The sequence below is a fragment of the Oxalicibacterium solurbis genome (genome assembly GCF_014635845.1).
In the GTDB taxonomy this organism is placed as follows: Bacteria; Pseudomonadota; Gammaproteobacteria; order Burkholderiales; family Burkholderiaceae_D; genus Oxalicibacterium; species Oxalicibacterium solurbis.
The window spans coordinates 1,123,958-1,149,729 of record NZ_BMDP01000001.1; the positions used below are offsets into that span (position 1 = coordinate 1,123,958).

Consider the following 25,772-nt stretch of genomic DNA (forward strand, 5'->3'; position numbering starts at 1 on the left):
ATCATTCGTCTCCCGCGCAATGATCATTGCGCATCGATTTTTATTTGAGTGGATTCCGAGGTGGACTCTCGAAGTGGACTCATATCATAGCAATTTATTGCCATGACACAAGATAACGCTCCACAGCCAACCTCAGACAGGATTGTCGATGTCGATGAAATCGTGCGCGATGCCAAAGGTAGCGGCCAGATGTTCGCCCAGCGCCTGCACGCCATAGCGTTCGGTCGCATGGTGGCCGCAGGCCAGATAGGCGACACCGCTCTCGCGCGCCAGATGCACGGTGGGCTCCGATATTTCGCCGCTCAGATAGACGCCGGCACCGGCATCGACTGCCGCGCCCAGCATGCCCTGCGCGGCACCGGTGCACCAACCGATCTTGCCCAGCTTCTGCGTCGGATCACCGATCAGCAGCGGCGTACGCCCCAGCCGCTGCGCCACGCGTTCGGCCAATGCACCGACCGTATCGACTGCGGCATCATCGACGGTGCCCAGCCAGCCCAGCGCATCGTCGCCGAAACGCGATTCCGCACACAGACCGAGCTGGTGCGCCAGTTGCGCGTTGTTGCCGAACTCCGGATGCATGTCCAGCGGCAGATGATAGGCGAACAGATTGACATCATGCGTCAGCAGCAGCTTCAGCCGCCGATGCTTCTGACCGATGACGCGCATGTCCTCGCCGCGCCAGAAGTAGCCGTGATGCACGAGGATGGCATCGGCGCCCCGCACGATCGCCGCCTCCAGCAATGCGACGCTGGCCGTCACACCGGTGACGATGCGACCGATCTGCGCGCGCCCCTCTACCTGCAGGCCGTTTGGGCAATAGTCCCGAAAGCGGGTAATATCAAGCGTGCCGGACAGATATCCGGCAAGTTCGTCTCTGGCGATCATTTTCAGACTCATCTTCCTGCTTTTTATGCGACGTCTCTGGCTGTTGTTTGCGCAAACCGTAACCGTCGGTTTGGCGATCTTGTTCATTGTAACGACCCTGAAACCCGAATGGGCTGGCGGCGTCCTCGGCACCGCGCAGAAAGTGCGCAGTGCGACCTCCGTCCCCATGCTGGAAGCGCCGCCGAACACGGCGCCGATCCAGTCCTCCTACCGCGAAGCAGCCAAGCTGGCGATGCCGTCGGTGGTCAACATCTTCACCAGCAAGACGGCAGCACCGGTACAGAATCCGTTCATGGACGACCCTTTCTTCCGCAAGTTCTTCGGCGATCGCTTCGACGAGGAACAGGAAAAGCAGGTCAGCCTCGGCTCCGGCGTCATCGTCAGTGCACAAGGTTACATCCTGACCAACAACCATGTGGTCGAAGCCGCCGATGAAATCGAAGTCGCATTGGCCGACGGACGCAAGGCGCTCGCCAAGGTCGTCGGCTCCGATCCTGAAACGGATCTCGCCGTCGTCAAGATCGATCTCGACAATCTGCCGGCCATCACGCTGGGCCGCGTCGAAGAAGCACGCGTCGGCGACGTCGTGCTGGCGATCGGCAATCCGTTCGGCGTCGGCCAGACGGTGACGATGGGCATCATTTCCGCGCTCGGCCGCAATCATCTCGGCATTCTCGACGCGTTCGAAAACTTCATCCAGACTGACGCCGCAATCAATCCCGGCAACTCCGGCGGCGCACTGATCGATGCCAACGGCAATCTGCTCGGCATCAATACGGCAATCTACTCGCGCAGCGGCGGCTCACTCGGCATCGGCTTCGCGATTCCGGTGACGACGGTCAAATCGGTGATGGATGCCATCATCAAGAACGGCCAGGTGATTCGCGGCTATATCGGCGTCGAACCGCAGGACATTACGCCGGAGCTGGCCGAAAGCTTCAATCTCAAGAAAAGCTCGGGAGCCATCATCGCCGGCGTGCTGCGCGGCGGTCCGGCGGACAAAGCCGGCATGCAGCCGGGCGATATTCTCGTTTCTGTCGAAGGCAAACCGGTTGTCGACATGTCCGACATGCTGAACCAGATCGCGCAACTGCAGCCCGGCAAGAAGGCAGCCATCGTCGTGCTGCGGCGCAATCAGGAAACCACGTTGAACGTGCTGGTCGGCGTGCGTCCGAAAGCGCCGCCGCGGGAATCCGAATAAGCCACCGGCCAAACAGGAAAAACGGGGAAACGCATGCACGTCCGCGACCTGAAACAGTATCTTGCCGAACTCGCGGAAAACAATAATCGCGCATGGTTCGTCATGAACAAGCCGCGCTACGACATCCTGCGCGCCGAGTTCCTCGAACTGGTGATCCATCTGATCGCCGGTATCAGCAAGTTCGATCCTACCATCGCACAATGCAATCCGAAGAAAGCGCTGTTCCGCATCAATCGCGACATGCGTTTCTCACGTGAGAAGATTCCCTACAAGACGCATTTCTCGGCAGCGCTGACGGCAAGCGGCTTGAAGAAACCAAGCCAGGGCGGCGGTCCCGCCTACTACTTCCATGTCGATCAGCAAGGCACGCTGCTGTTCGCCGGCGGCGAATACATGCCGCCGCCGGACCGGCTGCGTGCAATACGCCAGCGCGTGCTCGACGATCCGGCAGGCTTTTCGAAAATGCTGAAGAACAGGAATCTCGTCCGGACTTATGGCGATCTGCAGGAAGAAGGCAAGCTGACGCGTCCGCCGAAAGGCTTTGCTGCCGACGGTCCGCATGCGGAATACATCAAGCTGAAGAGCTTTATCGTCTGGCAGGAAATGCCGGTGCCGAAAGACAGCGACGTACTGGAAAAAACGCTGATGGCCGGCTTCAAGGATGCGTGGCCGCTGATCGACTGGCTGCGGCAGGTTTGATCGAATAAATCAGAGCGATTCGGATTCGGCCGGCGCACGCGTGATACGCGCAAACATCGGTGCCAGCAACAGGCCGATTTCAAACAGCAGACAGAGTGGCACCGCCAGCAGCATCTGGCTCATCACATCCGGCGGCGTTACCACGGCCGCAACGACGAATGCCCCGACGATGACGTAAGGCCGCATCTGGCGCAACTTCTCGACCGATACCAGCCCCATCCTCACCAGCACGATCACCACCACCGGCACTTCGAACGTCAGGCCGAAGGCGATGAACATCGTCATCACGAAACCGAAATAGCTGTCGATGTCCGGTGCGACTGAAATCGACTGCGGCGCGAAATTATTGATGAAGTGAAAAATCACGCCGAACACGAAGAAATAACAAAAGGCGACGCCGGCGATGAACAGCACGGATGAAGAGATCACCAGCGGCGCAATCAGTTTTTTCTCGTGCGCATACAGCCCCGGCGCAACGAACGCCCACATCTGATACAGCACCCATGGCAACGCGATGATGAAGGCGACCAGCATCGTCACCTTGACCGGAATCAGGAATGGCGTGATGACGCCGGTGGCGATCATCTTGCTGCCCTGTGGCAGCGACTGCATCATTGGCAGCGCCAGATAGTCGTAGATCGTGCCGGCCCAAGGCATGAGACAGAGGAAAACGACGATCACGACCAGCGCAGCCTTCATCAGCCGGCTGCGCAATTCAATCAGATGGGAAATGAAAGATTCTTCGCTGCCGCTCATGATTTTTCAATGATGGTGACGCAGACAAACAAGGGGCGACGAATGGCTGGCAACGATGGCCTCATCAGGAGAAAAAGGACGATGTCTTGCGCGCGCCGGCAGCACGATATTTCGCCATGCGCGCCGCGCCGGAAATCACGCGCGAACGCTGGCCGCTGCGATGCTTGTACCAGGACGGCACGGCTGACGTATGCGCCAGCTTCTTCTTGCGGAAATCCTTCGATTTTGCAGCCACATGGTTTTCCAGCGACGACGCCATCGTTGCCGGCTGCGAAGCTGCCGGCGTATCGTCCCAGACCGAACGTAATTCATCCTCTGTCTGCGTCAGGTTGCGTGCAATCGACCGCTCCATGTCGCTGGCGGCAGACTGCACGTCCTGATGCATCTTGCGCAGTTCTTCCAGCTCCATCTCGCGGCTGACTTCGGATTTGACGTCATTGATGTAGCGCTGCGCCCGGCCGAACAATGTGCCGGCCATGCGCGCGACCTTCGGCAGTCGTTCCGGACCGATGAAGACCAGCGCCGCAGCGCCGATGATCGCAAGTTTTGAAAAGGCGATATCGATCATGTGTACACCAATTCTGTATACGCCTTTCGCATCAACCGCACTTCAGATCGTGCGGATGTGACGATCAGGTGTTCGATTTCTCTTTGACTTCGACGTCGACCGTGCTCTTGTCGGCGACCTGCTGGGTCGGTGATTTTTCTTCCTCTTCACCACCCTTCACGCCGTCCTTGAAACCCTTGACGGCCTTGCCGAGATCGGAGCCGATATTGCCAATCTTCTTGGTGCCGAAGACCAGCATCACGATGACCAGAACGATCAGCCAGTGCCAGATGCTGAATGAACCCATTGCGTTTTCTCCTTGATGGCGTCTTTCGCCCAGAAAATATCTTGTTCGTCAGGCCATCGAACGATTCCACGGACGCGGCCCGCCCAGCACGTGCATGTGCAGATGGTACACCTCCTGCCCGCCGTTCGGTCCGACATTGAACAGCGTCTTGAAACCGCCTGTCGGCTGGCCATTCTCCATGCTGAAACCGCAGCCGAGCTGCTGCGCCAGCTTTGGTGCCAGCAGGAACATTTTACCCAACAATGCCTGGTCGTCCGTCGTGCAATCGGCCAGTGTGGCGATGTGTTTCTTCGGAACAATCAGGAAATGCACTGGTGCAGCCGGATTGATGTCGTGGAAGGCCAGCAGGTCCTCGTCTTCATGGATGAGTTTCGAGGGAATCTGCTTGGCGGCGATTTTACAGAAGATGCAATTATCCAAAACTTGTGCTCCGTTCCGACAGTATGTGCAACCTGGATCAACTCGTCACTGCGGACGAGCCGCCTTTTCTTCCAGTCCCGACAGGCCTTCGCGGCGTGCCAGTTCGTTCAATACGTCCTGCGGCTTCAAATCGAATTGTGCCAGCATGACCAGCGAATGGAACCACAGGTCCGCACATTCGTACAGCACCTTGGAAGTGTCGCCATCGGCGCGTGCATCTTTCGCCGCCATCACGGCCTCGGTCGCTTCCTCGCCGATCTTCTTCAGGATGGCATCGTCGCCCTTGGCGAACAGACGCGCCACATAGGATTTCTCCGGATCGCCGCCATTGCCAGGCTTGCGCGATTCGATAACCTCGGCCAGACGCTCAAGAATGTCGCTCATTTGGTGAAGTCCTTACTTGTAGATATCGTCCGGATTCTTCAGCACAGGCTCGACCGTCTGCCAGTCGCCGCTTGCCGCATCGCCTTCGAACTTCTGGAAGAAGCACGAATGCCGGCCGGTATGACAGGCCACGCTGCCGACCTGCTCCACCTTCAGCAGCACGACGTCCTCGTCGCAGTCGAGACGGATCTCATGCACCTTCTGCGTGTGGCCGGATTCCTCGCCCTTGTGCCACAGCTTTTTGCGCGAACGGCTCCAGTAGACGGCTTCGCCGGTTTCGACGGTTTTTGCCAATGCCTCGCGGTTCATCCATGCAAACATCAGAACGTCATTGCTGTCGACTTCCTGCGCGATGACCGGCACCAGGCCGTGCTCATCCCATTGAACCTTGTTGAGCCATTTTGCGTTGGCGCTCATGTCAACCTCATTGGAATACCTTGATCTGCCATGAAGCGCTTGGCTTCCGGCACCGTGTGCTCACCGTAGTGAAAAATACTGGCGGCCAGCACCGCGTCCGCATGGCCCTGCTTGATGCCGTCAGCCAGATCCTGCAGGCCGCCGACGCCGCCGGACGCGATAACGGGAATGCCGATCGCATCGGACACCGCGCGCGTCAGCGGCAGGTCGAAACCGGATTTGGTGCCATCGCGATCCATGCTGGTCAGCAGGATTTCGCCGGCGCCCAGGCTTTCCATCTTCTTCGCCCACTCGACCGCATCCAGCCCGGTCGCCTTGCGCCCGCCGTGCGTGAACACTTCCCAGCGACCGTCCGCCGCTTTCTTCGCGTCGATCGCGACCACGATGCATTGCGAACCGTATTTGTTCGATGCATCCGCTACCAATTGCGGATTGCTGATCGCCGAGCTGTTGATGCTGATCTTGTCGGCGCCCGCGTTCAACAACCGGCGCACATCCTCGACCGAGCGCACGCCGCCGCCCACCGTCAGCGGAATGAAGACCTGCGATGCGACGGACTCGATGATGTGCAGGATCATGTCGCGGCCGTCGGAGGTCGCCGTGATGTCAAGAAAGGTGATCTCGTCCGCGCCTTGCGCGTCGTAACGGCGCGCGATCTCGACCGGATCGCCGGCATCGCGCAGTTCGAGAAAGTTGACACCCTTGACGACGCGGCCGGCAGTCACGTCGAGACAGGGGATGATGCGTTTGGCAAGCGTCATTCTGTATCGGTTTCCGGCTCTACGCCGCTCAGTTCGTCGGCGCGTTCCTGTGCCGAGCGCAAGTCCAGCGTGCCTTCGTAGATCGAACGGCCGCAGATCACGCCTTCGATGCCTTCGTCCTGCACCGCGCACAAGGCTTCGACGTCCTTCACGCTGTGCACGCCGCCAGAAGCAATGACCGGAATCGTCATGCTCTGCGCCAGCTTGACGGTCGCATCGATATTGACGCCGCCCATCATGCCGTCGCGGCCGATATCGGTATAGATGATGGCTTCGCAGCCGTAGTCCTCGAATTTCTTCGCCAGATCGATCACTTCGTGGCCGGACAATTTGCTCCAGCCGTCGGTCGCCACCTTGCCGTCCTTCGCATCCAGGCCGACGATGATCTGGCCCGGAAACGCGCTGCACGCATCGTGCAGGAAACCCGGATTCTTGACCGCGGCGGTGCCGATGATGATGTAGGACAAGCCGTCATCCAGATAGCGCTCGATCGTATCGAGATCGCGAATGCCGCCGCCGAGCTGGACCGGAATCGGTTCCACGCCGTTGGCTTCCGCGTACTCGCGTACCGCCTGCAGGATGGATTTGACGGCCGGCTCGTTCTTCGGCTTGCCGGCGAAAGCGCCATTCAGGTCGACCAGATGCAGGCGGCGCGCGCCCTGGGCCAACCAGTGGCGAGCCATCTCGCCAGGGTCGTCGGAAAATACGGTGGCCTGATCCATATCGCCCTGTTTCAGGCGAACGCAATGACCGTCCTTGAGATCGATGGCAGGTATGAGCAGCATGGTTCTGTTCGAGGTGGTTGGATGGATGAAAGTCCGGCTTGGCGGATTACGGATTCCAGTGAACGAAATTACGGTACAGCTGCAGCCCGGCCGAAGCACTCTTTTCCGGGTGGAACTGCGTCGCGAAGATATTATCGCGCGCGATCGCGCTGCAGAACATCTCGCCGTACGGCGTTTCGCCGGCAACATGTGCGCGCTGCTCCGGAACTGCATAATAGCTGTGCACGAAATAGAAGTAACTATCGTCGGCAATGCCTTCCCACAGCGGATGCGGCATCGTCTGGCGCACGCGGTTCCAGCCCATCTGCGGCACCTTGAAACGCGAACCGTCTTCCTGCAAGCGGTCTTCCAGACGGAACTTCACGACCTTGCCGGGAAACAGCTTCAGCCCTTGCGTATCGCCTTCCTCGCTCCAGTCGAGCATCATCTGCTCGCCGACGCACACGCCGAACAACGGCTTGCTGCGCGCGACCTGCATCAATTCTTCCTGCAGTCCCGCGGCCTGCATCGAACGCATGCAATCGGGGATGGCACCCTGCCCCGGCAGCACGACGCGGTCGGCCGCACGGATGTCGGCAACCTCGCCGGAAATGCGGACATCGGCTTCCGGCGCCGCCTGACGCAACGCCTGGGCCACCGAACGCAGGTTGCCCATGCCGTAATCCACTACCACGATCTTTTTCATACGGTGATTCTGACTTCAGCTAGCAACGCTTGATGCGGCATCGCGATATCTAGGAGTTTAGAGGCTGCCCTTGGTCGACGGAATCGTGCCGGCGGCGCGTGGGTCCAGCTCGATGGCCATGCGCAATGCGCGGCCGAACGCCTTGAACACGGTTTCGCACTGATGGTGCGCGTTGGCACCGCGCAGATTGTCGATATGCAGCGTGACCAGCGCGTGATTGACGAAGCCGTGGAAGAATTCGCTGGTGAGATCCACGTCGAACGCGCCGATCATCGAGCGCGTGAACGGCACGTGGAATTCCAGCCCCGGACGACCGGAGAAATCGATGACGACGCGCGACAGCGCCTCGTCCAGCGGCACATAGGCATGGCCGTAGCGGCGGATGCCTTTCTTGTCGCCCATCGCCTTGGCGAATGCCTGGCCCAGCGTGATGCCGACGTCTTCCACCGTGTGATGCGCATCGATGTGCAGATCGCCCTTCGCTTCGACATCCAGATCGATCAGGCCATGACGCGCGATCTGATCCAGCATGTGATCGAGGAAAGGCACGCCGGTATTCAGCTTCTGCTTTCCTGTGCCGTCGAGATTGATCGCAACGCGGATTTGCGTCTCGTTGGTATTACGCGTGATTTCTGCAGTGCGTGGCGTAGACATGTTCGAGTGACAACGATAGTGACGATACGGCCGGTTGGCGACGCATCAAGGCCCGTTAGTTCGTGTTAATTCGACTAAACAGGCAAATTACAGCAATACAGGCATTTTACCCATATTTTCAGCAAGCACTTTGCATTCCTGCTCACGATGCGGACGATGCACGCAGCTTTTCTTGCTGTTCGATGCCGGAAACCGCCGTTTCGGCATCCAATGCATCCAGTCTGCTCCGGATCAGTGCGCAATAGTCTGGGTTCAGCTCGAAGCCGGTGAAATCCCGCCCACACGCCCGCGCGGCGACCGCCGTCGTGCCGCTGCCCATGAACGGATCGAGCACGACGCCGCCCGGCGGGCACGAAGCCTTGATCATGCGAGTGACGATCTCCAGCGGCTTCTGCGTCGGATGGTCGGCGCGCTCGCGGTGCTCGCGATGCAGGCGCGACACGCTCCAGACATCCTTCGGGTTATAGCCGATTTCCAGCCACTTGGCGCCGACGAAGATCGAACGCGAACGCGCCTTCTTGGTTTCCGCGTCGTATGGAATGCGCACCGCGTCCAGGTCGAAGTAATAATCGCGCGCGTTGGCGAAGAAACCGATCGTGTCGTGCACCGACGAAAAGCGCCGCGTGCTGCCGCCCATCGACGGCACGCGGCGATCCCAGACGATTTCATTGATCATCGTCATCCGTTTTTTCAGCATGACGAAGATTTCCGGCGAATAGCGCCAGGTCAGGAAGATGTAGAGGCTGCCATTCGACTTCAGCTTGGGCAGCGCGGCGTCTATCCACTGCTGCATCCATTGCAGATAGGCATCAGCATCGAGCTTGTCGGAATCGTTGCCGTAATCCTTGCCGAGGCCGTACGGCGGATCGGCGATGATCAGATCGACGGACGCATCCGGAATGCGCGCCATGCCGGCCAGCGCATCTTCGCAGAATACGCGGTTGCGCCAGTCGCTCATCGCCGCGCTCGCACCATCACTTCAGCCCGGGTTTCAGTCCGGGGTTCAACCGGTATTCGGCCGAGCGCGCATGCGCCTGCAGGCCTTCGCCGTAGGCCAGCTCGGCAGCGACCTTGCCCAGCGTCTGTGCGCCGCCTTCGCTGACCATCAGGATGCTGGAACGCTTCTGGAAGTCGTAAACGCCTAACGGTGACGAAAAACGCGCGGTACGCGACGTCGGTAGCACATGGTTAGGACCGGCGCAGTAGTCGCCCAGCGATTCGGACGAGAAGCGGCCAAGGAACATCGCACCGGCGTGGCGAATTTTGTCCGCCCACTGCTGCGGATTTTCCGCCGAGATTTCCAGATGCTCGGCAGCGATCAGGTTGGCGATCTCGCAGGCCTCGTTCATGTCACGCACCTTGACCAGCGCGCCGCGGTTCGTCAGCGACGTCGCGATCGTGTCCTTGCGCGGCATCGCTTCCAGCTGGCGATTGACGCTTTCCGCAACCTTGTCGAGGTAAGCCGCGTCGGGGCAGACCAGGATCGACTGCGCCAGTTCGTCGTGCTCGGCCTGCGAAAACAGGTCCATCGCGATCCAGTCCGGATCAGTGGTGCCGTCGCAGACGACGAGGATTTCCGACGGGCCGGCGATCATGTCGATGCCGACAGTGCCGAATACGCGGCGCTTGGCTGCCGCAACATACGCATTACCCGGGCCGACGATCTTGTCGACCTGCGGAATCGTCGCCGTGCCGTAGGCCAGCGCACCGACCGCCTGCGCGCCACCAATCGTGAACACGCGATCGACGCCGGACATCGCGGCGGCTGCCAGCACCAGTTCGTTCTTCACGCCGTTCGGCGTAGGCACCACCATGATCACTTCCGGCACGCCGGCGACCTTGGCCGGAATCGCATTCATCAACACCGACGAAGGGTACGCTGCCTTGCCGCCCGGCACGTAGAGGCCGACACGATCCAGCGGCGTCACCTTCTGGCCGAGCACGGTGCCGTCGGCTTCCGTATAGATGAAACCGTTGGAGCCGATCTCGTTCTTCTGGCGCTCGTGATAGGCGCGCACGCGATCGGCCGCCGTCTGTAATGCCGCGCGGCGTACCGGCGGCAGGCTGTCGAGCGCCGCCTGCAATTCATCGCGGCCGATTTCCAGTGCGGCGACCGATGCACCATCTACGTGATCAAACTGCTTCGTGTATTCGAGCACGGCAGCATCGCCGCGCTGCTTCACGTCTTCCAAAATGCGTAGTACGGCACGGTCGATCGCTTCGTCCTCGCTAGCTTCGAATGCCAGCACGGCAGCCAGTTGCGCCTTGAAGTCGGCATCGGTGGAATCGAGTTTGCGAATGTTGATGGCCATGATGTTCTCTGTGTGCGATGTTCTATCGTTTTGTGCGCTATATACGTTTTATGCGCGCTGCACCGATGCTTGCTCGAAAGCAGCAAGTATCGGCTGCAACTTCTCACGCTTCAGTTTCAGTGCCGCCTGATTGACGACCAGGCGCGACGAAATGTCCATGATCTGCTCGACCTCGACCAGATCGTTGGCGCGCAGCGTGCTGCCGGTGCTGACCAGATCGACGATCGCATCGGCCAAGCCAACCAGCGGACCGAGCTCCATCGAACCGTACAGTTTGATCAGATCGACGTGCACGCCCTTGGCGGCAAAGTGCTCGCGCGCCGTCTGCACGTACTTGGTCACCACGCGCAGCCGCGCACCCTGCCTGACCGCGCTCGCATAATCGAAACCGTTGCGCACGGCGACCGACATGCGGCATTTCGCGATGTTCAGATCGATCGGTTGATACAAGCCCTCGCCGCCATGTTCAAGCAACACATCCTTGCCGGCCACGCCGAAATCGGCCGCACCGTATTGCACGTAAGTCGGCACGTCGGATGCGCGCACGATAATGACGCGTACATTGGCATCGTTCGTCTGCAGGATCAGCTTGCGCGAGCTTTCCGGGTCTTCGGCCACGCGGATGCCGGCCGCTTCCAGCAGCGGCAGCGTTTCCTCGAAGATGCGGCCTTTCGACAGGGCCAGCGTCAATTGTTGATTCATCATTTCACTCGCTGAATGTGGGCGCCGACGGCGGACAGTTTCATTTCCATGCGATCGTAACCGCGATCCAGATGATAAATGCGATCGACCAGCGTTTCGCCTTCAGCCGCCAGGCCGGCGATGACCAGCGATGCCGAGGCGCGCAGGTCGGTCGCCATCACCGGCGCACCGACCAGCTTGTCGACGCCGTCGATGATCGCCGTGTGACCTTCGATCGTGATCGCCGCACCGAGGCGGTTCATTTCCTGCACGTGCATGAAACGGTTCTCGAAGATCGTTTCGATCACGCGGCTGCTTCCTTCGGCAACGCAATTCATCGCCATGAACTGCGCCTGCATATCGGTCGGGAAGCCCGGATATTCGGTAGTACGGAAGCTGACCGCCTTCGGCCGCGACGACATCTGGATACGAATCCAGTCGTCGCCCGTGGTCAGGATCGCGCCGGCTTCGCGCAGCTTGTCGATCGCCGCATCGAAAGTATCGGTGCGTGCATGACGCAAGGTAACGTCACCGCCGACGGCCGCCACCGCGCACAGGAAGGTCGCCGTCTCGATACGATCGGGAATCACGTCATGCGATGCACCGTGTAGGCTGTCGACACCCTGGATCACCAAACGATCGGTGCCGATGCCATCGATCTTCGCCCCCATCTTGACCAGTAGATTGGCGAGGTCCGTCACTTCCGGCTCACGTGCTGCATTCTCCAGCACCGTCTCGCCTTCAGCCAGCACGGCTGCCATCAGCAGGTTTTCGGTACCAGTCACCGTAATCATGTCGGTCAGGATGCGCGCGCCCTTCAAGCGTTTTGCCTTCGCATGGATATAGCCGGCCTCGATCGCGATCTCCGCTCCCATGGCCTGCAATCCCTTGATGTGCTGGTCGACCGGACGCGAGCCGATGGCACAGCCGCCCGGCAGCGACACGCGCGCCTCGCCGAAGCGCGCCAGCAGCGGCCCCAGCACGAGGATGGACGCGCGCATCGTCTTCACCATCTCGTACGGCGCCTCAAGCTTGTCGATCGCATCGCCGTTCAGCGTGACGTTCTCGCCGTCCTGCGCTATGCGCAAGCCCATCTGGCGCAACAGCTTCAGCATCGTCGCGACATCCTGCAGGCCCGGCACATTCGACAGCGCCACGGCATCCGACGTCAGCAGCCCTGCGCACAGAATGGGCAGCGCCGCATTCTTTGCGCCGGAAATGGCGATCTCGCCGGAAAGGCGATGTCCGCCTTGAATCAGAAGCTTGTCCATTAATGCAGGTCCAGGTCCGTTACCATTAATCTTGCAGCAATCCGCTTATCGATTCGCGTATCAATTCGTCTTGTGCCGCTTATTGCTGAATCTTTTGCTGAATTTGTTGCTGAAATCTTATTGCTGAAACTCTTCGGGAGTCAGCGTCTTCATCGACAGCGCATGGATTTCCTCGCGCATGCGATCGCCGAGCGCCGCATAGACGAGTTGATGACGCTGAATCAGACGCTTGCCGGCAAACGCATTCGACACGATCACTGCTTCGAAATGCGCACCGTCGCCGCTCACTTCAAGATGCGTGCAATCGAGGCCTGCGGCTATGTAGCTTTTTACCAGTTCGGGGGTGGGCATCATGATGTTGCCTTTATCTTTCTGAATAAGGGTGAATGATCAGTGGCGCAGCTTGTAGCCGCTCTTCAGCAACGATGTGGCAAATGCCACCAGCAGCGCCAGAAAACAGGCAACCGCCGCGCAACTCGACAGCGGATTGACGTCCGACTGGCCGAAGAAACCGTAGCGAAAACCATCGATCATGTAAAAGAACGGATTCAGGTGCGACACCGTCTGCCAGAACGGCGGCAGCGAATGCACCGAATAGAATACGCCCGACAGGAAAGTCGCCGGCATGATCAGGAAATTCTGGAATGCCGCCAGCTGGTCGAACTTGTCGGCCCAAATGCCCGCGATCAATCCCATCGTGCCGAGAATGGCTGCGCCCAGTACGGCGAAAATCACGATCCACCACGGCGCGACGAACGACATATCGGCAAACCATGCGGTGACGATGAAGACGCCGCTACCCACCACCAGACCGCGCACGACGGCCGCCAGCACATACGCGCCGAACAGTTCCCAGTGCGACAGCGGCGGCAACAGCACGAACACCAGATTGCCGGTGATCTTCGACTGGATCAGCGAGGATGAGGAATTGGCAAACGCATTCTGCAGCACGCTCATCATCACCAGGCCGGGAACGAGAAAGGCCGTGTACTTGACGCCTGCATACACTTCCACATGGTTCTCCAGCACATGGCCGAAAACCAGCAGGTACAGCACGGCAGTCAGGATCGGTGCACCGACGGTCTGCATCGCCACTTTCCAGAAGCGCAGCATCTCCTTGTAGAACAATGTCTGGAAGCCGATCATTTCTCGCCCTCCATGATCTGGATGAAGACGTCCTCCAGATCAGCCTGCTGCAGCTGCATGTCCTCAATGACGGCACCGCTCTGGCGCAGCTTCGCCAGAATCGGTTCGACATCCGTGTATTCGTTGACGCGCAGCGTGTACTTGTCACCGCCGATCAATTCTTCCGGATGCGATACCAGCGGTTTCAGTTCGTCCGGCAGCGCGCCCGATGCCAGCTTGACGACGAGTTGCGAGCCGGAGATGCGACGTATCAGCGCCGCCGTCTCGTCCAGCGCGACAACACGCCCGCCCTTCAGCATCGCGACGCGATTGCACAGCGCTTGCGCTTCTTCCAGATAGTGCGTGGTCAGCACGATCGTATGTCCTTCGCGATTAAGGCGCGAGATGAATTTCCACAAGGTCTGCCGCAGTTCCACATCGACGCCGGCAGTCGGTTCGTCCAGCACGATGACCGGCGGCTTGTGCACCAGCGCCTGTGCCACCAGTACGCGACGCTTCATGCCGCCCGACAGCGCACGCATGTTGGCGTCGGCCTTGTTCGTCAGGTCGAGGTTGTGCATCACTTCGTCGATCCACGCGTCGTTGTTCTTCAGGCCGAAATAGCCGGACTGGAGGCGCAGCGTCTCGCGCACCGTGAAGAAGGGATCGAATACCAGTTCCTGCGGCACGACACCGAGCCGCATGCGCGCCTGGCGATAGTCGGTAACGACATCGTGGCCATGCACCTGCACGCTGCCGGCATCGGCACGATTCAGGCCGGCGATGATGGAAATCAGCGTCGTCTTGCCGGCACCGTTCGGACCGAGCAGGCCGTAGAACTCGCCTTCCTCGATGGTGAGCGACACGCCGTCCAGCGCCTTCAGCGCACGGTAGCTTTTTTCAACGTTATTGATCTGTATTGCAGCCATGACGGCAATGGAACTTTATGCAAGGGCAAAATGCCGGTGGAACAGCGAAACCCTTGATTATATTGGATTTCCCCGCCGTTCTTCAGAACGGGGAGACAAAGCGCCCGACAGGGATCGGATCAATGATGGTGCGGAGAGCTGTGATGTCGCTCGAGGCCGAGCAATTCGGCCACGTCATACAGCGTGATCAGGCTGCGGAAGTTTTCCGGCAGATTGTGGAATGCCAGCTGCAGACCGCGCGCCCTGGCAGCGCGCTGCCAGGCCAGTGCAACGGAAACGGCAGAGGAATCGACTGCCGTCACACCGGAAAAATCGATGTCCTTCTGACCGCTGGCGATGGCCTGCAGGCCCGCCTGCATGGCAGGCCTGGCGGTATCGAAGGTCAGCGATGGTCCCGGCTGATACATGTTGTCGTTCTTTCTATCGCGTCACGCGCGCGTTATTGCGCGGCAGGCACCGATGCCTTACCGGTCTTGGCCATGTTGCCGGCCAATTTCTGGTTGCGTTCGGACAGCGTCTTGATCAGGCCGTCGATACCGTTCTTGCCGATTTCGGATGCAAAGCTGCCTTTGTAGCTCTGGATCAGCCATGCACCGAGAATGTTCACATCATAGATTTTCCAGCCAGTCGGCGTTTTTTCCAGACGATAGCTGAGCTGGATCGGCTCGGCGCTCTTCTGCACGACTTGCGTATTGACGATCACTTCGGTGTCGGCCGGATCGGCGCGCAGCGGCTTGTATTCCAGTTTCTGGTCGCGGATCTGCGAAATCGCGCCCGAGTATGTGTACATCAGCAGATCGCGGAATTCGCTGGTCAGTTTCGCCTGCTGTTCCGGCGTCGCACTGCGCCAGTAACGGCCAGTCGCCAGAGCGGTCATGCGCTGAAAATCGACGTGCGGCAGGATCTTTTCGTTGACGACCTGCTGGATGCGTTGCGCGTTGCCGCTCTGGATCTGCTTGTCGGACTTGGCCGTCGCCATGACGTCCTCGCTGATGCGCTTGACCAATACATCCGGCGCTTCCTGCGCGAAGGCGGAGCCGCCGAACGATAGGAAGGCAAAAGTGAGCAACAGTTTTTTCAACGAATTCATGATTCTCCGATCCATGGATGATTACGTATGTTCGGGGGCGCGACGTTCGCGCTTTCAGCAGATGCCGGATGCGCGCAGGTGTCACGATTTTCAAGCAGTGCCGGCAAGCGATCTCAAGTCACGCTGTTCCTGCACTTCGACCGCGGCGGACAATCCTGGTTCAACGCGGCGCGCCACGTTATGGCACGGACACGTCGATCCGCAGGGATATCAGGGTTGAATCGCGGCGTCGCCGGCCGGCTTCGTATCTTGCGGCAGCGCACCGTCATGCACCAGGCTTTCGCGGCGCTGCAGGTAGGCATCACGCACGAAGGTGTAGCGATCCAGCGCCACGTCTTCCAGCAGGTTGGTCGCATTGAGCGCTTGCGAACGCTGGTCGACGGCACGAATCACGTAACCGGTGTTGCGCACGCTGACAGGATCCACATAGACCCACGGATCGCCGTAGATATCGGCCGGCAACGCTGCCGTGTCACGCAACGTCGATGGACCGAGCAGCGGCAGGACCACGTACGGACCGGAAGCCATGCCCCACTTGCCCAGCGTCTGGCCGAAATCTTCCTTGTGCTTCTGGATGCCGGCTTCCGACGCGATATCCAGCACGCCGCCGAAACCGAAGGTCGTGTTGACGGCTACACGCATGAAATCGTTCAGGCCATTCTCGACCTTCCCTTGCAGGAAATTGTTGATCATCGTCCAGACGTCGCCGATGTTGCCGAAGAAATTGCTGACGCCGGTCTGCACGAATGACGGCGTCACATCCTGATACGCGGTGGCAACCGGCTTCAGCACGGCGCGGTCGACGCCATCGTTGAACGAAAACATCGCGCGGTTGTAGCCTTCGAGCGGATCGTTATTGCCTTCGCCGTCGGCCTGCGGATTCGTGCTGGCACAACCGCCGAGCAGCAGCGCAGACGCGAACAAGACGGTTTTTGCTACGTTTTTCATTTTTGGTCTTCCTTCCCTTCGGTCGCCTTGCTGAAGAGGAACTGACTGATCAGGTTCTCCAGCACCATCGCCGATTGTGTCATGGTAATTCTGTCACCTGCGGCAAGATTTGCTATATCGCCACCGGCTTCAAGTCCAATATATTGCTCACCCAAAAGTCCCGACGTCAGAATCTTTGCCGACGTATCCTTCGGAAATTTGTATTGGTCTTCGATGTCCAGCATCACCGTCGCCTGAAACGTCTTGTCGTCGAACGAGATGCTGCCCACGCGTCCGACCACCACGCCGGCACTCTTCACCGGCGCACGCGGCTTCAGGCCTCCGATGTTGTCGAAACGCGTAACGACCGGATAGGTCTGCGCAAACGACAGCGAACTCATGTTGCCCGCCTTCAGCGCCAGAAACAGCAGCGCCGCAGCACCCAGCAACACAAACAGGCCAACCCACAAGTCTAATGATTTTCGTTGCATAAACAGATACCTCAAATATGGGGGAAGCATCGCATGGCAGGTGGCACCCCGACCGCAGAACGCCTTCGAGGGGCGCACATTTTAATCGAAAAGCCTATCCGCCGTTTTTCGACTTTCTTCCGCCTCTTTCTTCCGTATTAATTGCTGAACATCAATGCCGTCAGCAGGAAATCCAGTCCCAGCACCGCCAGCGATGCGATCACGACCGTGCGCGTGGTCGCGCGTGCCACGCCTTCCGGCGTCGGTTGCGCTTCGTAACCCTGGTACAACGCGACGAAGGTGACGGCGAAACCGAACACGATGCTCTTGATGACGCCATTCGCGATGTCATTCCACAGATCGACGCCCGCCTGCATCTGCGACCAAAACGCACCTTCGTCAACACCGATCAGCTGCACACCGACGATATAACCACCCAGCACACCGACCGCGCTGAAAATCGCCGCCAGGATCGGCATCGCGATCACGCCAGCCCAGAAACGCGGCGCCAGCACGCGCTGCAACGGATTGACCGCCATCATTTCCATCGCCGACAACTGCTCGCCCGCCTTCATCAGGCCGATCTCCGCCGTCAGCGACGTGCCGGCGCGTCCGGCGAACAGCAACGCAGTCACGACCGGCCCCAGCTCGCGCGTCAGCGACAAGGCCACCAGCAGTCCCAGCGCCTGCTCGGAGCCGTACTTGTTCAATGTGTAATAGCCTTGCAGGCCCAGCACAAAACCGACGAACAGACCGGACACCGCGATCAGCACCAGCGAATAGTTGCCGATGAAATGTATCTGACTGGTCACCAGCCGCGGCCGGCGCAGCAAACTGCCCGACGCACCAATGACGCCGAAGAAGGTGCGCGTGCCGAAACCGACGCTTTCGACCGTCTCGCGCACGGTACGACCGATCAATGACAGGAAGGCTGCAATCATCGCGCCTCCAATCCGAAGTCTTCCGCCAGCGAAGCGCCGGGGTAATGGAAAGGTACCGGGCCATCCGGTTCGGCATTGACGAACTGTTTTACATAAGGATCGTCAGACGCCATCATCTCGGCCGGTGTCCCCTGCGCGACGATCGCGCCCTTCGACAGAAAATAGACGTGATCGGCGATTGCAAACGATTCGTGCACGTCGTGCGAAACCAGGATCGACGTCGAACCCAGCGCATCGTTCAGCTTGCGGATCAGGTTGGCCGTCATGCCCATCGAAATCGGATCGAGGCCGGCGAACGGTTCGTCATACATGATGAGTTCGGGATCGAGCGCAATCGCGCGCGCCAGCGCGACACGGCGCGCCATGCCGCCGGAAATCTCGGACGGACGGAGTTGCGCCGCATTGCGCAGGCCGACCGTCTGCAATTTCATCAGCACCAGATCGCGGATCATGTCTTCCGGCAAATCGGTATGCTCATGCAGCGGGAAAGCGACATTGTCGAATACCGACATGTCGGTAAACAGCGCACCATGCTGGAACAGCATGCCCATCTTGCGGCGCAATGCGTAGATTGCCTTCGTATCCGAAGCATCGACCGGGCGGCCGGCTATCGTGATGCTGCCGGACTGGGGCGTCAATTGCCCGCCGATCAGGCGCAGGATGGTCGTCTTGCCGGAGCCGGAGCCGCCCATGACAGCCACGACCTTGCCACGCGGGAAGTCCATGTCGAGCGCCGACAAGATCGGGCGTTCGCCATAACCGAAATGTAGATTGCGGATTTCTACGAGATTGGACACAACATCTAGGAAAGATTGGCAAGCCTGTAATTGTAGTGCAGATTACAAAATCGCTCCCGCACATCCCGCCGCAGCCACCGTGAATTCCCATCAGACCGTTGTAAAAAAGCCCGACATTCTTTCAATTGTCGGGCTTTTGTCTGGCGATATTGAATAATCGACGCGGCAATACCAATTCGCCCATCAGGATCGCATCGACTTCACGTGCGCACTGGCGTCCTTCGCGGACGAGAGCCGGAAGAATTCAACAGCCTTCTCCTGTTGAATCCGGCGAGCACTGCCTTGGCTTGCAAGCCAAGGCAGCGCGATCCATTACCGTGGCAGTACGGAATCGCCCATCAGGAAGGCATCAACCTCGCGTGCGCATTGGCGTCCTTCGCGGATCGCCCAGACGACCAGCGACTGACCGCGACGCATGTCGCCGGCGGCGAATACCTTGTCGACGGAAGTGCGATAGCAGCCTTCGCCATCCGTCGTCGCTTTCGCATTGCCGCGACCGTCCTTCTCGATGCCGAATGCATCCAGCACGCTCTGTACCGGCGACACGAAGCCCATCGCCAGCAACACCAGATCGGCCTTCATTTCGAATTCGGAATTCGGCACTTCTACCATCTTGCCGTCTTTCCATTCGACGCGTGCGGCGATCAGTTTCTCGACCTTGCCGTTCTTGCCTTCCAGACGCTTGGTCGCGACGGCCCAGTCGCGCTCGCAACCTTCTTCATGCGACGACGAGGTGCGCAGCTTGGTCGGCCAGTACGGCCAGACCAGCGGCTTGTTTTCTTCTTCCGGCGGTTGCGGCAGCAGTTCGAACTGAATGACCGATTCCGCGCCGTGACGATTCGACGTGCCGACGCAGTCGGAGCCGGTATCGCCGCCGCCGATCACGATCACGTGCTTGCCGGTCGCCATGATCTGGTCCTTGACCTTGTCACCCGCGTTGACCTTGTTCTGCACCGGCAGGAATTCCATTGCGTAATGCACGCCCTTCAGTTCGCGGCCCGGGACCGGCAGATCGCGCGGCTGTTCTGCGCCGCCGGTGAGAATCACGGCGTCGAAATCCTTGTTCAACTGGTCAGCCGAAATCGTTTCCTTCGCCCAGTTGATGATGTCGGCCGGGAAATCCTTGCCGATGAATACGCCGGTGCGGAAAGTCACGCCTTCGGCTTCCATCTGCTTGACGCGCAGATCGATGTGCGACTTCTCCATCTTGAAGTCGGGGATACCGTAACGCAGCAGGCCACCGACGCGATCGTTCTTTTCGAACACCGTCACATCGTGACCGACGCGCGCCAGCTGTTGTGCTGCCGCCATACCCGCAGGACCCGAACCGACCACGGCAACCTTCTTGCCAGTCTTGACGACGGCCGGTTGCGGCTTGACCCAGCCGTTTTCCCAGCCCTTGTCGATGATGAAGTGCTCGATCGACTTGATGCCGACCGGATCTTCATTGATGCCCAGCGTGCAGGCAGCCTCGCACGGCGCCGGGCAAATGCGACCGGTGAATTCCGGGAAGTTGTTCGTCGAGTGCAGCGTATCGAGTGCCGTCTGATAATCGCCGTGGAATACGAGATCGTTCCAGTCGGGGATGATGTTGTTGACCGGACAGCCGTTATTGCAGAACGGAATGCCGCAGTCCATGCAGCGCGCACCCTGAATCTTCGCGTCTGCATCGTTCAGATGCAGCGTGAATTCCTTGTAATGCTTCAATCGTTTTTGCGGCTCTTCGCTTGCTTCCTGCAAGCGCTCGTATTCCATGAAGCCGGTAATCTTTCCCATGTTTTTCGCCTTCTAAAACCATTCTTTTCGGGCCGGCCGAAACCGGCCCGATCACATCATTGTGGAGTTGCGGAGCTTATGCGGTCACTGTGGTGTTTGCCGCTTCGTCGACCTTGCGTGCATGCATTTCGACCAGCGCACGCTTGTACTCGGACGGGAACACCTTGACGAACTTGGTTCGTGCGACGCTCCATTCATCCAGCAGGGCACGTGCGCGCGAGCTGCCGGTGTACTTGAAGTGGCGTTCGATCAGCGACTTCAGGATCGCTTCGTCGGTCTGCGCTTCACCGCCACGCTTGGTGCTGTGCCAGATTGCGCGCTCGCCCTGCGATTGCTCGTCGTGCGACTGCAGCGATTCCAGTGCCACCATCGCCATGTTGCACTTGGCAGCGAACTCGCCGGCCGGATCGTAGACGTAGGCGATACCGCCCGACATACCCGCCGCGAAGTTGCGACCGGTTTCGCCGAGCACAACGACAGTGCCGCCGGTCATGTATTCGCAACCATGGTCGCCGGTACCTTCGACGACGGCGATCGCGCCGGAGTTACGCACCGCGAAACGTTCGCCTGCGACGCCGTTGAAGAACGCTTCGCCGGCAACGGCACCGAACAGCACGGTGTTGCCGATGATGATGTTTTCCACGGCACGACCGCGGAACTCGGTGTTCGGACGCACGATGATGCGGCCGCCCGACAAGCCCTTGCCGACGTAGTCGTTGCCTTCGCCGACCAGATCCAGCGTGATGCCGTGTGCGAGGAACGCACCGGCCGACTGGCCTGCGGTGCCTTGCAGCTGAATGTGGATGGTGTCGTCAGGCAGACCTTCGTGACCGTACTTCTTCGCCACCACGCCCGACAGCATCGCGCCGACCGTACGGTTGACGTTGATGACCGGCGAGATGAACGAGACTTTTTCACCGTTGTCGATGGCGGCCTTCGCCTGTGCGATCAGCTTGTGATCCAGCGCCTTGATCAGGTTGTGATCCTGTTCTTCGGTGTGGAAGCGCGCTTCGCCTTCGACGACCGGCGGCTGATAGAACATGCGGCTGAAGTCCAGGCCTTTTGCCTTCCAGTGCGTGATCGCCCTGGCCTTGTCCAGCAGATCGGAACGGCCGATCAGGTCGTCGAACTTGCGGATACCCAGCTGCGCCATGATCTGACGTGCTTCTTCAGCAACGAAGAAGAAGTAGTTCACGACATGTTCCGGCTTGCCGGCAAACTTCGCGCGCAGCACCGGGTCCTGCGTGGCAACGCCGACCGGGCAGGTGTTCAGATGGCATTTGCGCATCATGATGCAGCCTTCGGCGACCAGCGGAGCGGTCGAGAAGCCCATTTCATCTGCGCCCAACAGACCGGCGATGACGACGTCGCGGCCGGTTTTCATCTGGCCGTCAGCCTGCACGCGGATACGCGTACGCAGGCCGTTCAGAATCAGTGTCTGCTGCGTTTCCGCCAGACCAAGTTCCCACGGCGAGCCGGCATGCTTGACCGACGACAGCGGCGATGCGCCGGTGCCGCCGTCATGGCCGGCGATCACGACGTGATCGGCCTTCGCCTTGGCAACGCCCGTTGCAACGGTACCGACACCGACTTCCGACACCAGCTTGACCGAGATCGACGCAGTCGGATTGACGTTCTTCAGATCGTGGATCAGCTGCGCCAGATCTTCGATCGAATAGATGTCGTGGTGCGGCGGCGGCGAAATCAGGCCAACGCCCGGCACCGAGAAACGCAGGTGCGCGATGTAATCGGACACCTTGTGACCCGGCAGCTGGCCGCCTTCGCCCGGCTTGGCGCCTTGCGCCATCTTGATCTGGATCTGTTCGGCAGAGGTCAGGTATTCCGTCGTCACGCCGAAACGGCCCGACGCCACCTGCTTGATCTTCGAACGCAGTGAATCGCCTGCCTGCAGCGGCAGATCGACTTCGACCACATCCTTGCCGATGACGGCAGCCAGCGTAGTGGCGTCCTTGATCGGAATGCCGCGCAGTTCAGAACGATAACGGCGCGTATCTTCGCCGCCTTCACCGGTATTCGACTTGCCGCCGATGCGGTTCATCGCGATCGCCAGCGTGGCGTGCGCTTCGGTCGAGATCGAGCCGAGCGACATCGCGCCAGTCGCAAAGCGCTTGACGATTTCCTTGGCCGATTCGACTTCATCCAGCGGAATCGCAGCCGATGGATCGACCTTGAACTCGAACAGGCCGCGCAGCGTCATGTGACGCTTGGACTGATCGTTGATGATCTGCGCGTATTCCTTGTAGGTGTTGTAGTTGTTCGAGCGCGACGAGTGCTGCAGCTTCGCGATCGCATCCGGCGTCCACATGTGCTCTTCGCCGCGCACGCGGTAGGCGTATTCGCCGCCAGCATCCAGCGCGTTGGCTAGCACCGGATCGTTGCTGAATGCGAGCTGATGCAGACGCAACGCTTCTTCGGCAACCTCGAACACGCCGATACCTTCGACGTTGGACGACGTGCCCTTGAAGTATTTCTCGACCAGCGACTTGTTCAGGCCGATCGCTTCGAAGATCTGCGCGCCGCAATACGACATGTAGGTCGAAATACCCATCTTCGACATGACCTTCATCAGGCCCTTGCCGACCGCCTTCTGGAAGTTGGCGATGGTCTTTTCAGGCGACAGTTCGCCCGGCAGATCCTTCGCCAGGTCGGCCAGCGTATCCATTGCGAGGTAAGGATGGATTGCTTCGGCACCGTAACCAGCCAGCAATGCGAAGTGATGCGTTTCGCGTGCGGAACCGGTTTCGACAACCAGACCGGTCGACGTACGCAGGCCCTTGCTGACCAGGTGCAGGTGGATTGCCGAGGTTGCCAGCAATGCCGGAATCGCGACCTGATCCGCACCGACTTGACGGTCGGAAACGATCAGAATGTTGTGGCCGGAATTGACTGCATCGACGGCTTTCGCACACAGCGATGCCAGGCGCGCCTCGATGCCTTCCTTGCCCCATGCGGTCGGATAGCAGATGTTCAATTCATACGATTTGAACTTGCCGCCGGTATGCGCACCGATATTGCGCAGCTTCGCCATGTCGGCGTAATCGAGCACCGGCTGCGCCACTTCGAGGCGCATCGGCGGATTGATGTTGTTGGTATCGAGCAGGTTCGGCTTCGGGCCGATGAACGACACCAGCGACATCACGATCGCTTCGCGGATCGGATCGATCGGCGGGTTCGTCACTTGCGCGAACAACTGCTTGAAGTAGTTGTACAGCGTCTTGTTCTTGTTGGACATGACTGCCAGCGGCGAGTCGTTGCCCATCGAACCGGTTGCCTCTTCCGCAGCCACCGCCATCGGCGACATCAGGAATTTCAGGTCTTCCTGCGTATAGCCGAATGCCTGCTGCAGATCGAGCAATGGCGTCGTCGTCGATTTCTTCTCGACCGGTTCGGCTTTCAGTTCGTCCAGCTTGATGCGGACCGATTGAATCCATTGCTTGTACGGCTTGGCGTTGGCGTAGGTGTCTTTCAGTTCCTTGTCGTCGATGATGCGGCCGGCTTCCAGATCGATCAGGAACATCTTGCCCGGCTGCAGGCGCCATTTCTTGATGATCTTGGATTCCGGAATCGGCAGCACGCCGGATTCGGATGCCATCACGACCAGATCGTCGTCGGTGACGATATAGCGTGCGGGACGCAGGCCGTTACGATCCAGCGTACCGCCGATGTGACGGCCGTCGGTGAAGGCCATCGCGGCAGGACCGTCCCACGGCTCCATCATCGCAGCGTGGTATTCGTAGAAAGCGCGGCGGTTGTCGTCCATCAGCGTGTGGTTTTCCCACGCCTCCGGAATCATCATCATCATCGCTTGCGGAATCGGATAGCCGGCCATCACCAGCAGTTCCAGCGCATTGTCGAAGCAGGCGGTATCCGACTGGCCTTCGTAGATCAGCGGGAACAGTTTCTGCAGGTCTTCGCCCAGCACGGCCGACTTCATGATGCCTTCGCGTGCGCGCATCCAGTTGAAGTTGCCCTTGACGGTGTTGATCTCGCCGTTGTGCGCCAGCAGGCGGTACGGGTGTGCCAGCGGCCATTCCGGGAAGGTATTGGTCGAGAAGCGTTGGTGCACCAGCGCCAGCGCGGAGACGCAGCGCGGATCCTGCAGATCTTTATAGTATTCGCCGACCTGGTCCGCCAGCAGCAGGCCCTTGTAGACGACAGTACGCGCCGACATCGACGGCACGAAGAATTCCTTGCCATGCAACAGGTTCAGCGCCTGGATCGCGTGGCCGGATGCCTTGCGGATCACGTACAGTTTACGCTCCAGCGCATCGGTGACCATGATGTCCTGGCCACGACCGATGAAAATCTGGCGGATCACCGGTTCCTTGTCGCGCACGGTCGGCGACATCGGCATTTCCTTGTCCACGGCAACGTCGCGCCAGCCGAGCACGACCTGACCTTCGGCCAGCACGGTGCGCTCGATTTCCTGTTCACAGGCGATGCGGGATGCGTTTTCCTTCGGCAGGAAGATCATGCCGACGCCGTATTCGCCAGGTGGCGGCAAGGTCACACCCTGCTTCGCCATTTCCTCGCGATAAAACTGGTCCGGGATCTGAATCAGAATACCGGCACCGTCGCCCATCAGCTTGTCAGCGCCGACGGCGCCGCGATGGTCGATGTTCTTCAGGATCTGCAGACCCTGCTCAACGATGGAATGGCTTTTCTGCCCTTTAATATGAGCAACGAAACCGACGCCGCAAGCGTCATGTTCATTAGCCGGATCGTACAAACCTTGCGCTTGCATTGCCTTCTCCACTGCTTTTCAACGAGCCTGAAGGATAGTGCAGCGCAATAGCAAATTCAACCCGAATAAAAGGGGTCAGAGTAAATTTAATAAAGCAGTATTTGAGGTTCGGCCGGGATTCGTGCAAAATTTGTCAAAACTCCATATAACTATATGAATAAAAAGGAGTTTTAACTTTTCGCTT

The 25,772-nt window shown here is 59.5% G+C and carries 28 protein-coding genes; 2 read left to right on the forward strand and 26 right to left on the reverse strand.

Features of this window, described 5'->3' with window-relative positions:
• Positions 1-132: 132 nt before the first annotated feature.
• Complete coding sequence (locus IEV40_RS05440; protein ID WP_371870035.1) at positions 133-885, reverse strand: Nif3-like dinuclear metal center hexameric protein; 753 nt, start codon at positions 883-885, stop codon at positions 133-135.
• 28 nt (positions 886-913) lie between these two features.
• Between IEV40_RS05440 and IEV40_RS05445 the strand changes: the two genes are divergently transcribed.
• Positions 914-2,089 carry a Do family serine endopeptidase gene (locus tag IEV40_RS05445; RefSeq protein WP_188419900.1) on the forward strand — a complete coding sequence of 392 codons (1,176 nt, stop codon included), beginning with the start codon at positions 914-916 and terminating at the stop codon, positions 2,087-2,089.
• A gap of 33 nt (positions 2,090-2,122) precedes the next feature.
• Positions 2,123-2,788 (forward strand): DUF2461 domain-containing protein, encoded by a 666-nt coding sequence (locus IEV40_RS05450; protein WP_188419901.1) that lies wholly within the window; start codon positions 2,123-2,125, stop codon positions 2,786-2,788.
• A 9-nt stretch (positions 2,789-2,797) separates the two neighbouring features.
• Here the strand turns inward: IEV40_RS05450 and tatC are convergent, their stop codons facing one another.
• The 25 genes from tatC to IEV40_RS05575 form a co-directional block, all read right to left on the reverse strand.
• A complete protein-coding gene (tatC, locus tag IEV40_RS05455; protein WP_188419902.1) occupies positions 2,798-3,544 on the reverse strand; it encodes a twin-arginine translocase subunit TatC in 747 nt (248 codons plus the stop codon).
• Between the two features lie 64 nt (positions 3,545-3,608).
• Entirely contained in the window at positions 3,609-4,112 is a 504-nt protein-coding gene (tatB, locus tag IEV40_RS05460; protein WP_188419903.1) for a Sec-independent protein translocase protein TatB, read from the reverse strand.
• 64 nt (positions 4,113-4,176) lie between these two features.
• Complete coding sequence (gene tatA, locus IEV40_RS05465) at positions 4,177-4,398, reverse strand: Sec-independent protein translocase subunit TatA (RefSeq protein ID WP_188419904.1); 222 nt, start codon at positions 4,396-4,398, stop codon at positions 4,177-4,179.
• 48 nt (positions 4,399-4,446) lie between these two features.
• Positions 4,447-4,818 (reverse strand): histidine triad nucleotide-binding protein, encoded by a 372-nt coding sequence (locus IEV40_RS05470; protein WP_188419905.1) that lies wholly within the window; start codon positions 4,816-4,818, stop codon positions 4,447-4,449.
• Between the two features lie 45 nt (positions 4,819-4,863).
• The gene (locus IEV40_RS05475) at positions 4,864-5,202 is read right to left on the reverse strand and encodes a phosphoribosyl-ATP diphosphatase (protein ID WP_188419906.1); all 339 of its coding nucleotides are present in this window, start codon (positions 5,200-5,202) and stop codon (positions 4,864-4,866) included.
• Between the two features lie 12 nt (positions 5,203-5,214).
• On the reverse strand, positions 5,215-5,619 hold the full coding sequence (hisI, locus tag IEV40_RS05480) for a phosphoribosyl-AMP cyclohydrolase (protein ID WP_188419907.1): 405 nt from the start codon (positions 5,617-5,619) through the stop codon (positions 5,215-5,217).
• Positions 5,616-6,380: an imidazole glycerol phosphate synthase subunit HisF gene (gene hisF / locus IEV40_RS05485; protein ID WP_188419908.1), complete on the reverse strand. Its 765-nt coding sequence runs from the start codon at positions 6,378-6,380 to the stop codon at positions 5,616-5,618. The genes hisI and hisF overlap by 4 nt, the downstream gene beginning before the upstream one ends.
• Positions 6,377-7,165 (reverse strand): 1-(5-phosphoribosyl)-5-[(5-phosphoribosylamino)methylideneamino]imidazole-4-carboxamide isomerase, encoded by a 789-nt coding sequence (gene hisA, locus IEV40_RS05490; protein WP_188419909.1) that lies wholly within the window; start codon positions 7,163-7,165, stop codon positions 6,377-6,379. Before hisA ends, hisF begins: the two co-directional genes overlap by 4 nt.
• Positions 7,166-7,211: 46 nt before the next feature.
• A complete protein-coding gene (hisH, locus tag IEV40_RS05495; RefSeq protein ID WP_188419910.1) occupies positions 7,212-7,850 on the reverse strand; it encodes an imidazole glycerol phosphate synthase subunit HisH in 639 nt (212 codons plus the stop codon).
• 57 nt (positions 7,851-7,907) lie between these two features.
• Positions 7,908-8,504 carry an imidazoleglycerol-phosphate dehydratase HisB gene (gene hisB, locus IEV40_RS05500; RefSeq protein WP_188419911.1) on the reverse strand — a complete coding sequence of 199 codons (597 nt, stop codon included), beginning with the start codon at positions 8,502-8,504 and terminating at the stop codon, positions 7,908-7,910.
• Positions 8,505-8,646: 142 nt separating this feature from the next.
• Positions 8,647-9,462, reverse strand: a complete 816-nt coding sequence (locus IEV40_RS05505) for a DNA-methyltransferase (RefSeq protein WP_188419912.1) — start codon at positions 9,460-9,462, stop codon at positions 8,647-8,649.
• A 16-nt stretch (positions 9,463-9,478) separates the two neighbouring features.
• Entirely contained in the window at positions 9,479-10,816 is a 1,338-nt protein-coding gene (gene hisD, locus IEV40_RS05510) for a histidinol dehydrogenase (RefSeq protein WP_188419913.1), read from the reverse strand.
• Positions 10,817-10,864: 48 nt separating this feature from the next.
• The gene (hisG, locus tag IEV40_RS05515; protein ID WP_188420029.1) at positions 10,865-11,518 is read right to left on the reverse strand and encodes an ATP phosphoribosyltransferase; all 654 of its coding nucleotides are present in this window, start codon (positions 11,516-11,518) and stop codon (positions 10,865-10,867) included.
• On the reverse strand, positions 11,518-12,768 hold the full coding sequence (gene murA, locus IEV40_RS05520) for a UDP-N-acetylglucosamine 1-carboxyvinyltransferase (protein WP_188419914.1): 1,251 nt from the start codon (positions 12,766-12,768) through the stop codon (positions 11,518-11,520). The genes hisG and murA overlap by 1 nt, the downstream gene beginning before the upstream one ends.
• Before the next feature lie 117 nt (positions 12,769-12,885).
• Positions 12,886-13,122 carry a BolA family protein gene (locus tag IEV40_RS05525; RefSeq protein WP_188419915.1) on the reverse strand — a complete coding sequence of 79 codons (237 nt, stop codon included), beginning with the start codon at positions 13,120-13,122 and terminating at the stop codon, positions 12,886-12,888.
• Positions 13,123-13,158: 36 nt separating this feature from the next.
• Positions 13,159-13,914: an ABC transporter permease gene (locus tag IEV40_RS05530; protein WP_188419916.1), complete on the reverse strand. Its 756-nt coding sequence runs from the start codon at positions 13,912-13,914 to the stop codon at positions 13,159-13,161.
• The gene (locus IEV40_RS05535) at positions 13,911-14,822 is read right to left on the reverse strand and encodes an ABC transporter ATP-binding protein (RefSeq protein WP_188419917.1); all 912 of its coding nucleotides are present in this window, start codon (positions 14,820-14,822) and stop codon (positions 13,911-13,913) included. Before IEV40_RS05535 ends, IEV40_RS05530 begins: the two co-directional genes overlap by 4 nt.
• A 119-nt stretch (positions 14,823-14,941) precedes the next feature.
• A complete protein-coding gene (locus IEV40_RS05540) occupies positions 14,942-15,229 on the reverse strand; it encodes an STAS domain-containing protein (RefSeq protein ID WP_188419918.1) in 288 nt (95 codons plus the stop codon).
• 32 nt (positions 15,230-15,261) lie between these two features.
• Positions 15,262-15,912 carry an MlaC/ttg2D family ABC transporter substrate-binding protein gene (locus tag IEV40_RS05545; RefSeq protein ID WP_188419919.1) on the reverse strand — a complete coding sequence of 217 codons (651 nt, stop codon included), beginning with the start codon at positions 15,910-15,912 and terminating at the stop codon, positions 15,262-15,264.
• A 210-nt stretch (positions 15,913-16,122) separates the two neighbouring features.
• Positions 16,123-16,860 carry an MlaA family lipoprotein gene (locus tag IEV40_RS05550; RefSeq protein WP_188419920.1) on the reverse strand — a complete coding sequence of 246 codons (738 nt, stop codon included), beginning with the start codon at positions 16,858-16,860 and terminating at the stop codon, positions 16,123-16,125.
• Positions 16,857-17,330 carry an outer membrane lipid asymmetry maintenance protein MlaD gene (gene mlaD / locus IEV40_RS05555; protein ID WP_188420030.1) on the reverse strand — a complete coding sequence of 158 codons (474 nt, stop codon included), beginning with the start codon at positions 17,328-17,330 and terminating at the stop codon, positions 16,857-16,859. Before mlaD ends, IEV40_RS05550 begins: the two co-directional genes overlap by 4 nt.
• A 137-nt stretch (positions 17,331-17,467) precedes the next feature.
• Positions 17,468-18,250, reverse strand: a complete 783-nt coding sequence (mlaE, locus tag IEV40_RS05560) for a lipid asymmetry maintenance ABC transporter permease subunit MlaE (RefSeq protein WP_188419921.1) — start codon at positions 18,248-18,250, stop codon at positions 17,468-17,470.
• Positions 18,247-19,047, reverse strand: coding sequence for an ABC transporter ATP-binding protein (locus IEV40_RS05565; RefSeq protein WP_188419922.1), 801 nt, complete (start codon positions 19,045-19,047; stop codon positions 18,247-18,249). The genes mlaE and IEV40_RS05565 overlap by 4 nt, the downstream gene beginning before the upstream one ends.
• A 312-nt stretch (positions 19,048-19,359) precedes the next feature.
• Positions 19,360-20,823, reverse strand: a complete 1,464-nt coding sequence (locus IEV40_RS05570) for a glutamate synthase subunit beta (protein WP_188419923.1) — start codon at positions 20,821-20,823, stop codon at positions 19,360-19,362.
• A gap of 76 nt (positions 20,824-20,899) precedes the next feature.
• Entirely contained in the window at positions 20,900-25,588 is a 4,689-nt protein-coding gene (locus IEV40_RS05575) for a glutamate synthase-related protein (protein ID WP_188419924.1), read from the reverse strand.
• Positions 25,589-25,772: the final 184 nt, after the last annotated feature.

Excerpts from the sequence above, each read along its gene's own strand:
- IEV40_RS05445 (WP_188419900.1), top strand. The coding sequence starts at position 914 with ATGCGACGTCTCTGGCTGTTGTTTGCGCAAACCGTAACCGTCGGTTTG.
- IEV40_RS05450 (WP_188419901.1), top strand. The coding sequence starts at position 2,123 with ATGCACGTCCGCGACCTGAAACAGTATCTTGCCGAACTCGCGGAAAAC.
- tatC (WP_188419902.1), bottom strand. The coding sequence starts at position 3,544 with ATGAGCGGCAGCGAAGAATCTTTCATTTCCCATCTGATTGAATTGCGC.
- tatB (WP_188419903.1), bottom strand. The coding sequence starts at position 4,112 with ATGATCGATATCGCCTTTTCAAAACTTGCGATCATCGGCGCTGCGGCG.
- tatA (WP_188419904.1), bottom strand. The coding sequence starts at position 4,398 with ATGGGTTCATTCAGCATCTGGCACTGGCTGATCGTTCTGGTCATCGTG.
- IEV40_RS05475 (WP_188419906.1), bottom strand. The coding sequence starts at position 5,202 with ATGAGCGACATTCTTGAGCGTCTGGCCGAGGTTATCGAATCGCGCAAG.
- hisI (WP_188419907.1), bottom strand. The coding sequence starts at position 5,619 with ATGAGCGCCAACGCAAAATGGCTCAACAAGGTTCAATGGGATGAGCAC.
- hisF (WP_188419908.1), bottom strand. The coding sequence starts at position 6,380 with ATGACGCTTGCCAAACGCATCATCCCCTGTCTCGACGTGACTGCCGGC.
- hisA (WP_188419909.1), bottom strand. The coding sequence starts at position 7,165 with ATGCTGCTCATACCTGCCATCGATCTCAAGGACGGTCATTGCGTTCGC.
- hisH (WP_188419910.1), bottom strand. The coding sequence starts at position 7,850 with ATGAAAAAGATCGTGGTAGTGGATTACGGCATGGGCAACCTGCGTTCG.
- hisB (WP_188419911.1), bottom strand. The coding sequence starts at position 8,504 with ATGTCTACGCCACGCACTGCAGAAATCACGCGTAATACCAACGAGACG.
- IEV40_RS05505 (WP_188419912.1), bottom strand. The coding sequence starts at position 9,462 with ATGAGCGACTGGCGCAACCGCGTATTCTGCGAAGATGCGCTGGCCGGC.
- hisD (WP_188419913.1), bottom strand. The coding sequence starts at position 10,816 with ATGGCCATCAACATTCGCAAACTCGATTCCACCGATGCCGACTTCAAG.
- hisG (WP_188420029.1), bottom strand. The coding sequence starts at position 11,518 with ATGAATCAACAATTGACGCTGGCCCTGTCGAAAGGCCGCATCTTCGAG.
- murA (WP_188419914.1), bottom strand. The coding sequence starts at position 12,768 with ATGGACAAGCTTCTGATTCAAGGCGGACATCGCCTTTCCGGCGAGATC.
- IEV40_RS05525 (WP_188419915.1), bottom strand. The coding sequence starts at position 13,122 with ATGATGCCCACCCCCGAACTGGTAAAAAGCTACATAGCCGCAGGCCTC.
- IEV40_RS05530 (WP_188419916.1), bottom strand. The coding sequence starts at position 13,914 with ATGATCGGCTTCCAGACATTGTTCTACAAGGAGATGCTGCGCTTCTGG.
- IEV40_RS05535 (WP_188419917.1), bottom strand. The coding sequence starts at position 14,822 with ATGGCTGCAATACAGATCAATAACGTTGAAAAAAGCTACCGTGCGCTG.
- IEV40_RS05540 (WP_188419918.1), bottom strand. The coding sequence starts at position 15,229 with ATGTATCAGCCGGGACCATCGCTGACCTTCGATACCGCCAGGCCTGCC.
- IEV40_RS05545 (WP_188419919.1), bottom strand. The coding sequence starts at position 15,912 with ATGAATTCGTTGAAAAAACTGTTGCTCACTTTTGCCTTCCTATCGTTC.
- IEV40_RS05550 (WP_188419920.1), bottom strand. The coding sequence starts at position 16,860 with ATGAAAAACGTAGCAAAAACCGTCTTGTTCGCGTCTGCGCTGCTGCTC.
- mlaD (WP_188420030.1), bottom strand. The coding sequence starts at position 17,330 with ATGCAACGAAAATCATTAGACTTGTGGGTTGGCCTGTTTGTGTTGCTG.
- mlaE (WP_188419921.1), bottom strand. The coding sequence starts at position 18,250 with ATGATTGCAGCCTTCCTGTCATTGATCGGTCGTACCGTGCGCGAGACG.
- IEV40_RS05570 (WP_188419923.1), bottom strand. The coding sequence starts at position 20,823 with ATGGGAAAGATTACCGGCTTCATGGAATACGAGCGCTTGCAGGAAGCA.
- IEV40_RS05575 (WP_188419924.1), bottom strand. The coding sequence starts at position 25,588 with ATGCAAGCGCAAGGTTTGTACGATCCGGCTAATGAACATGACGCTTGC.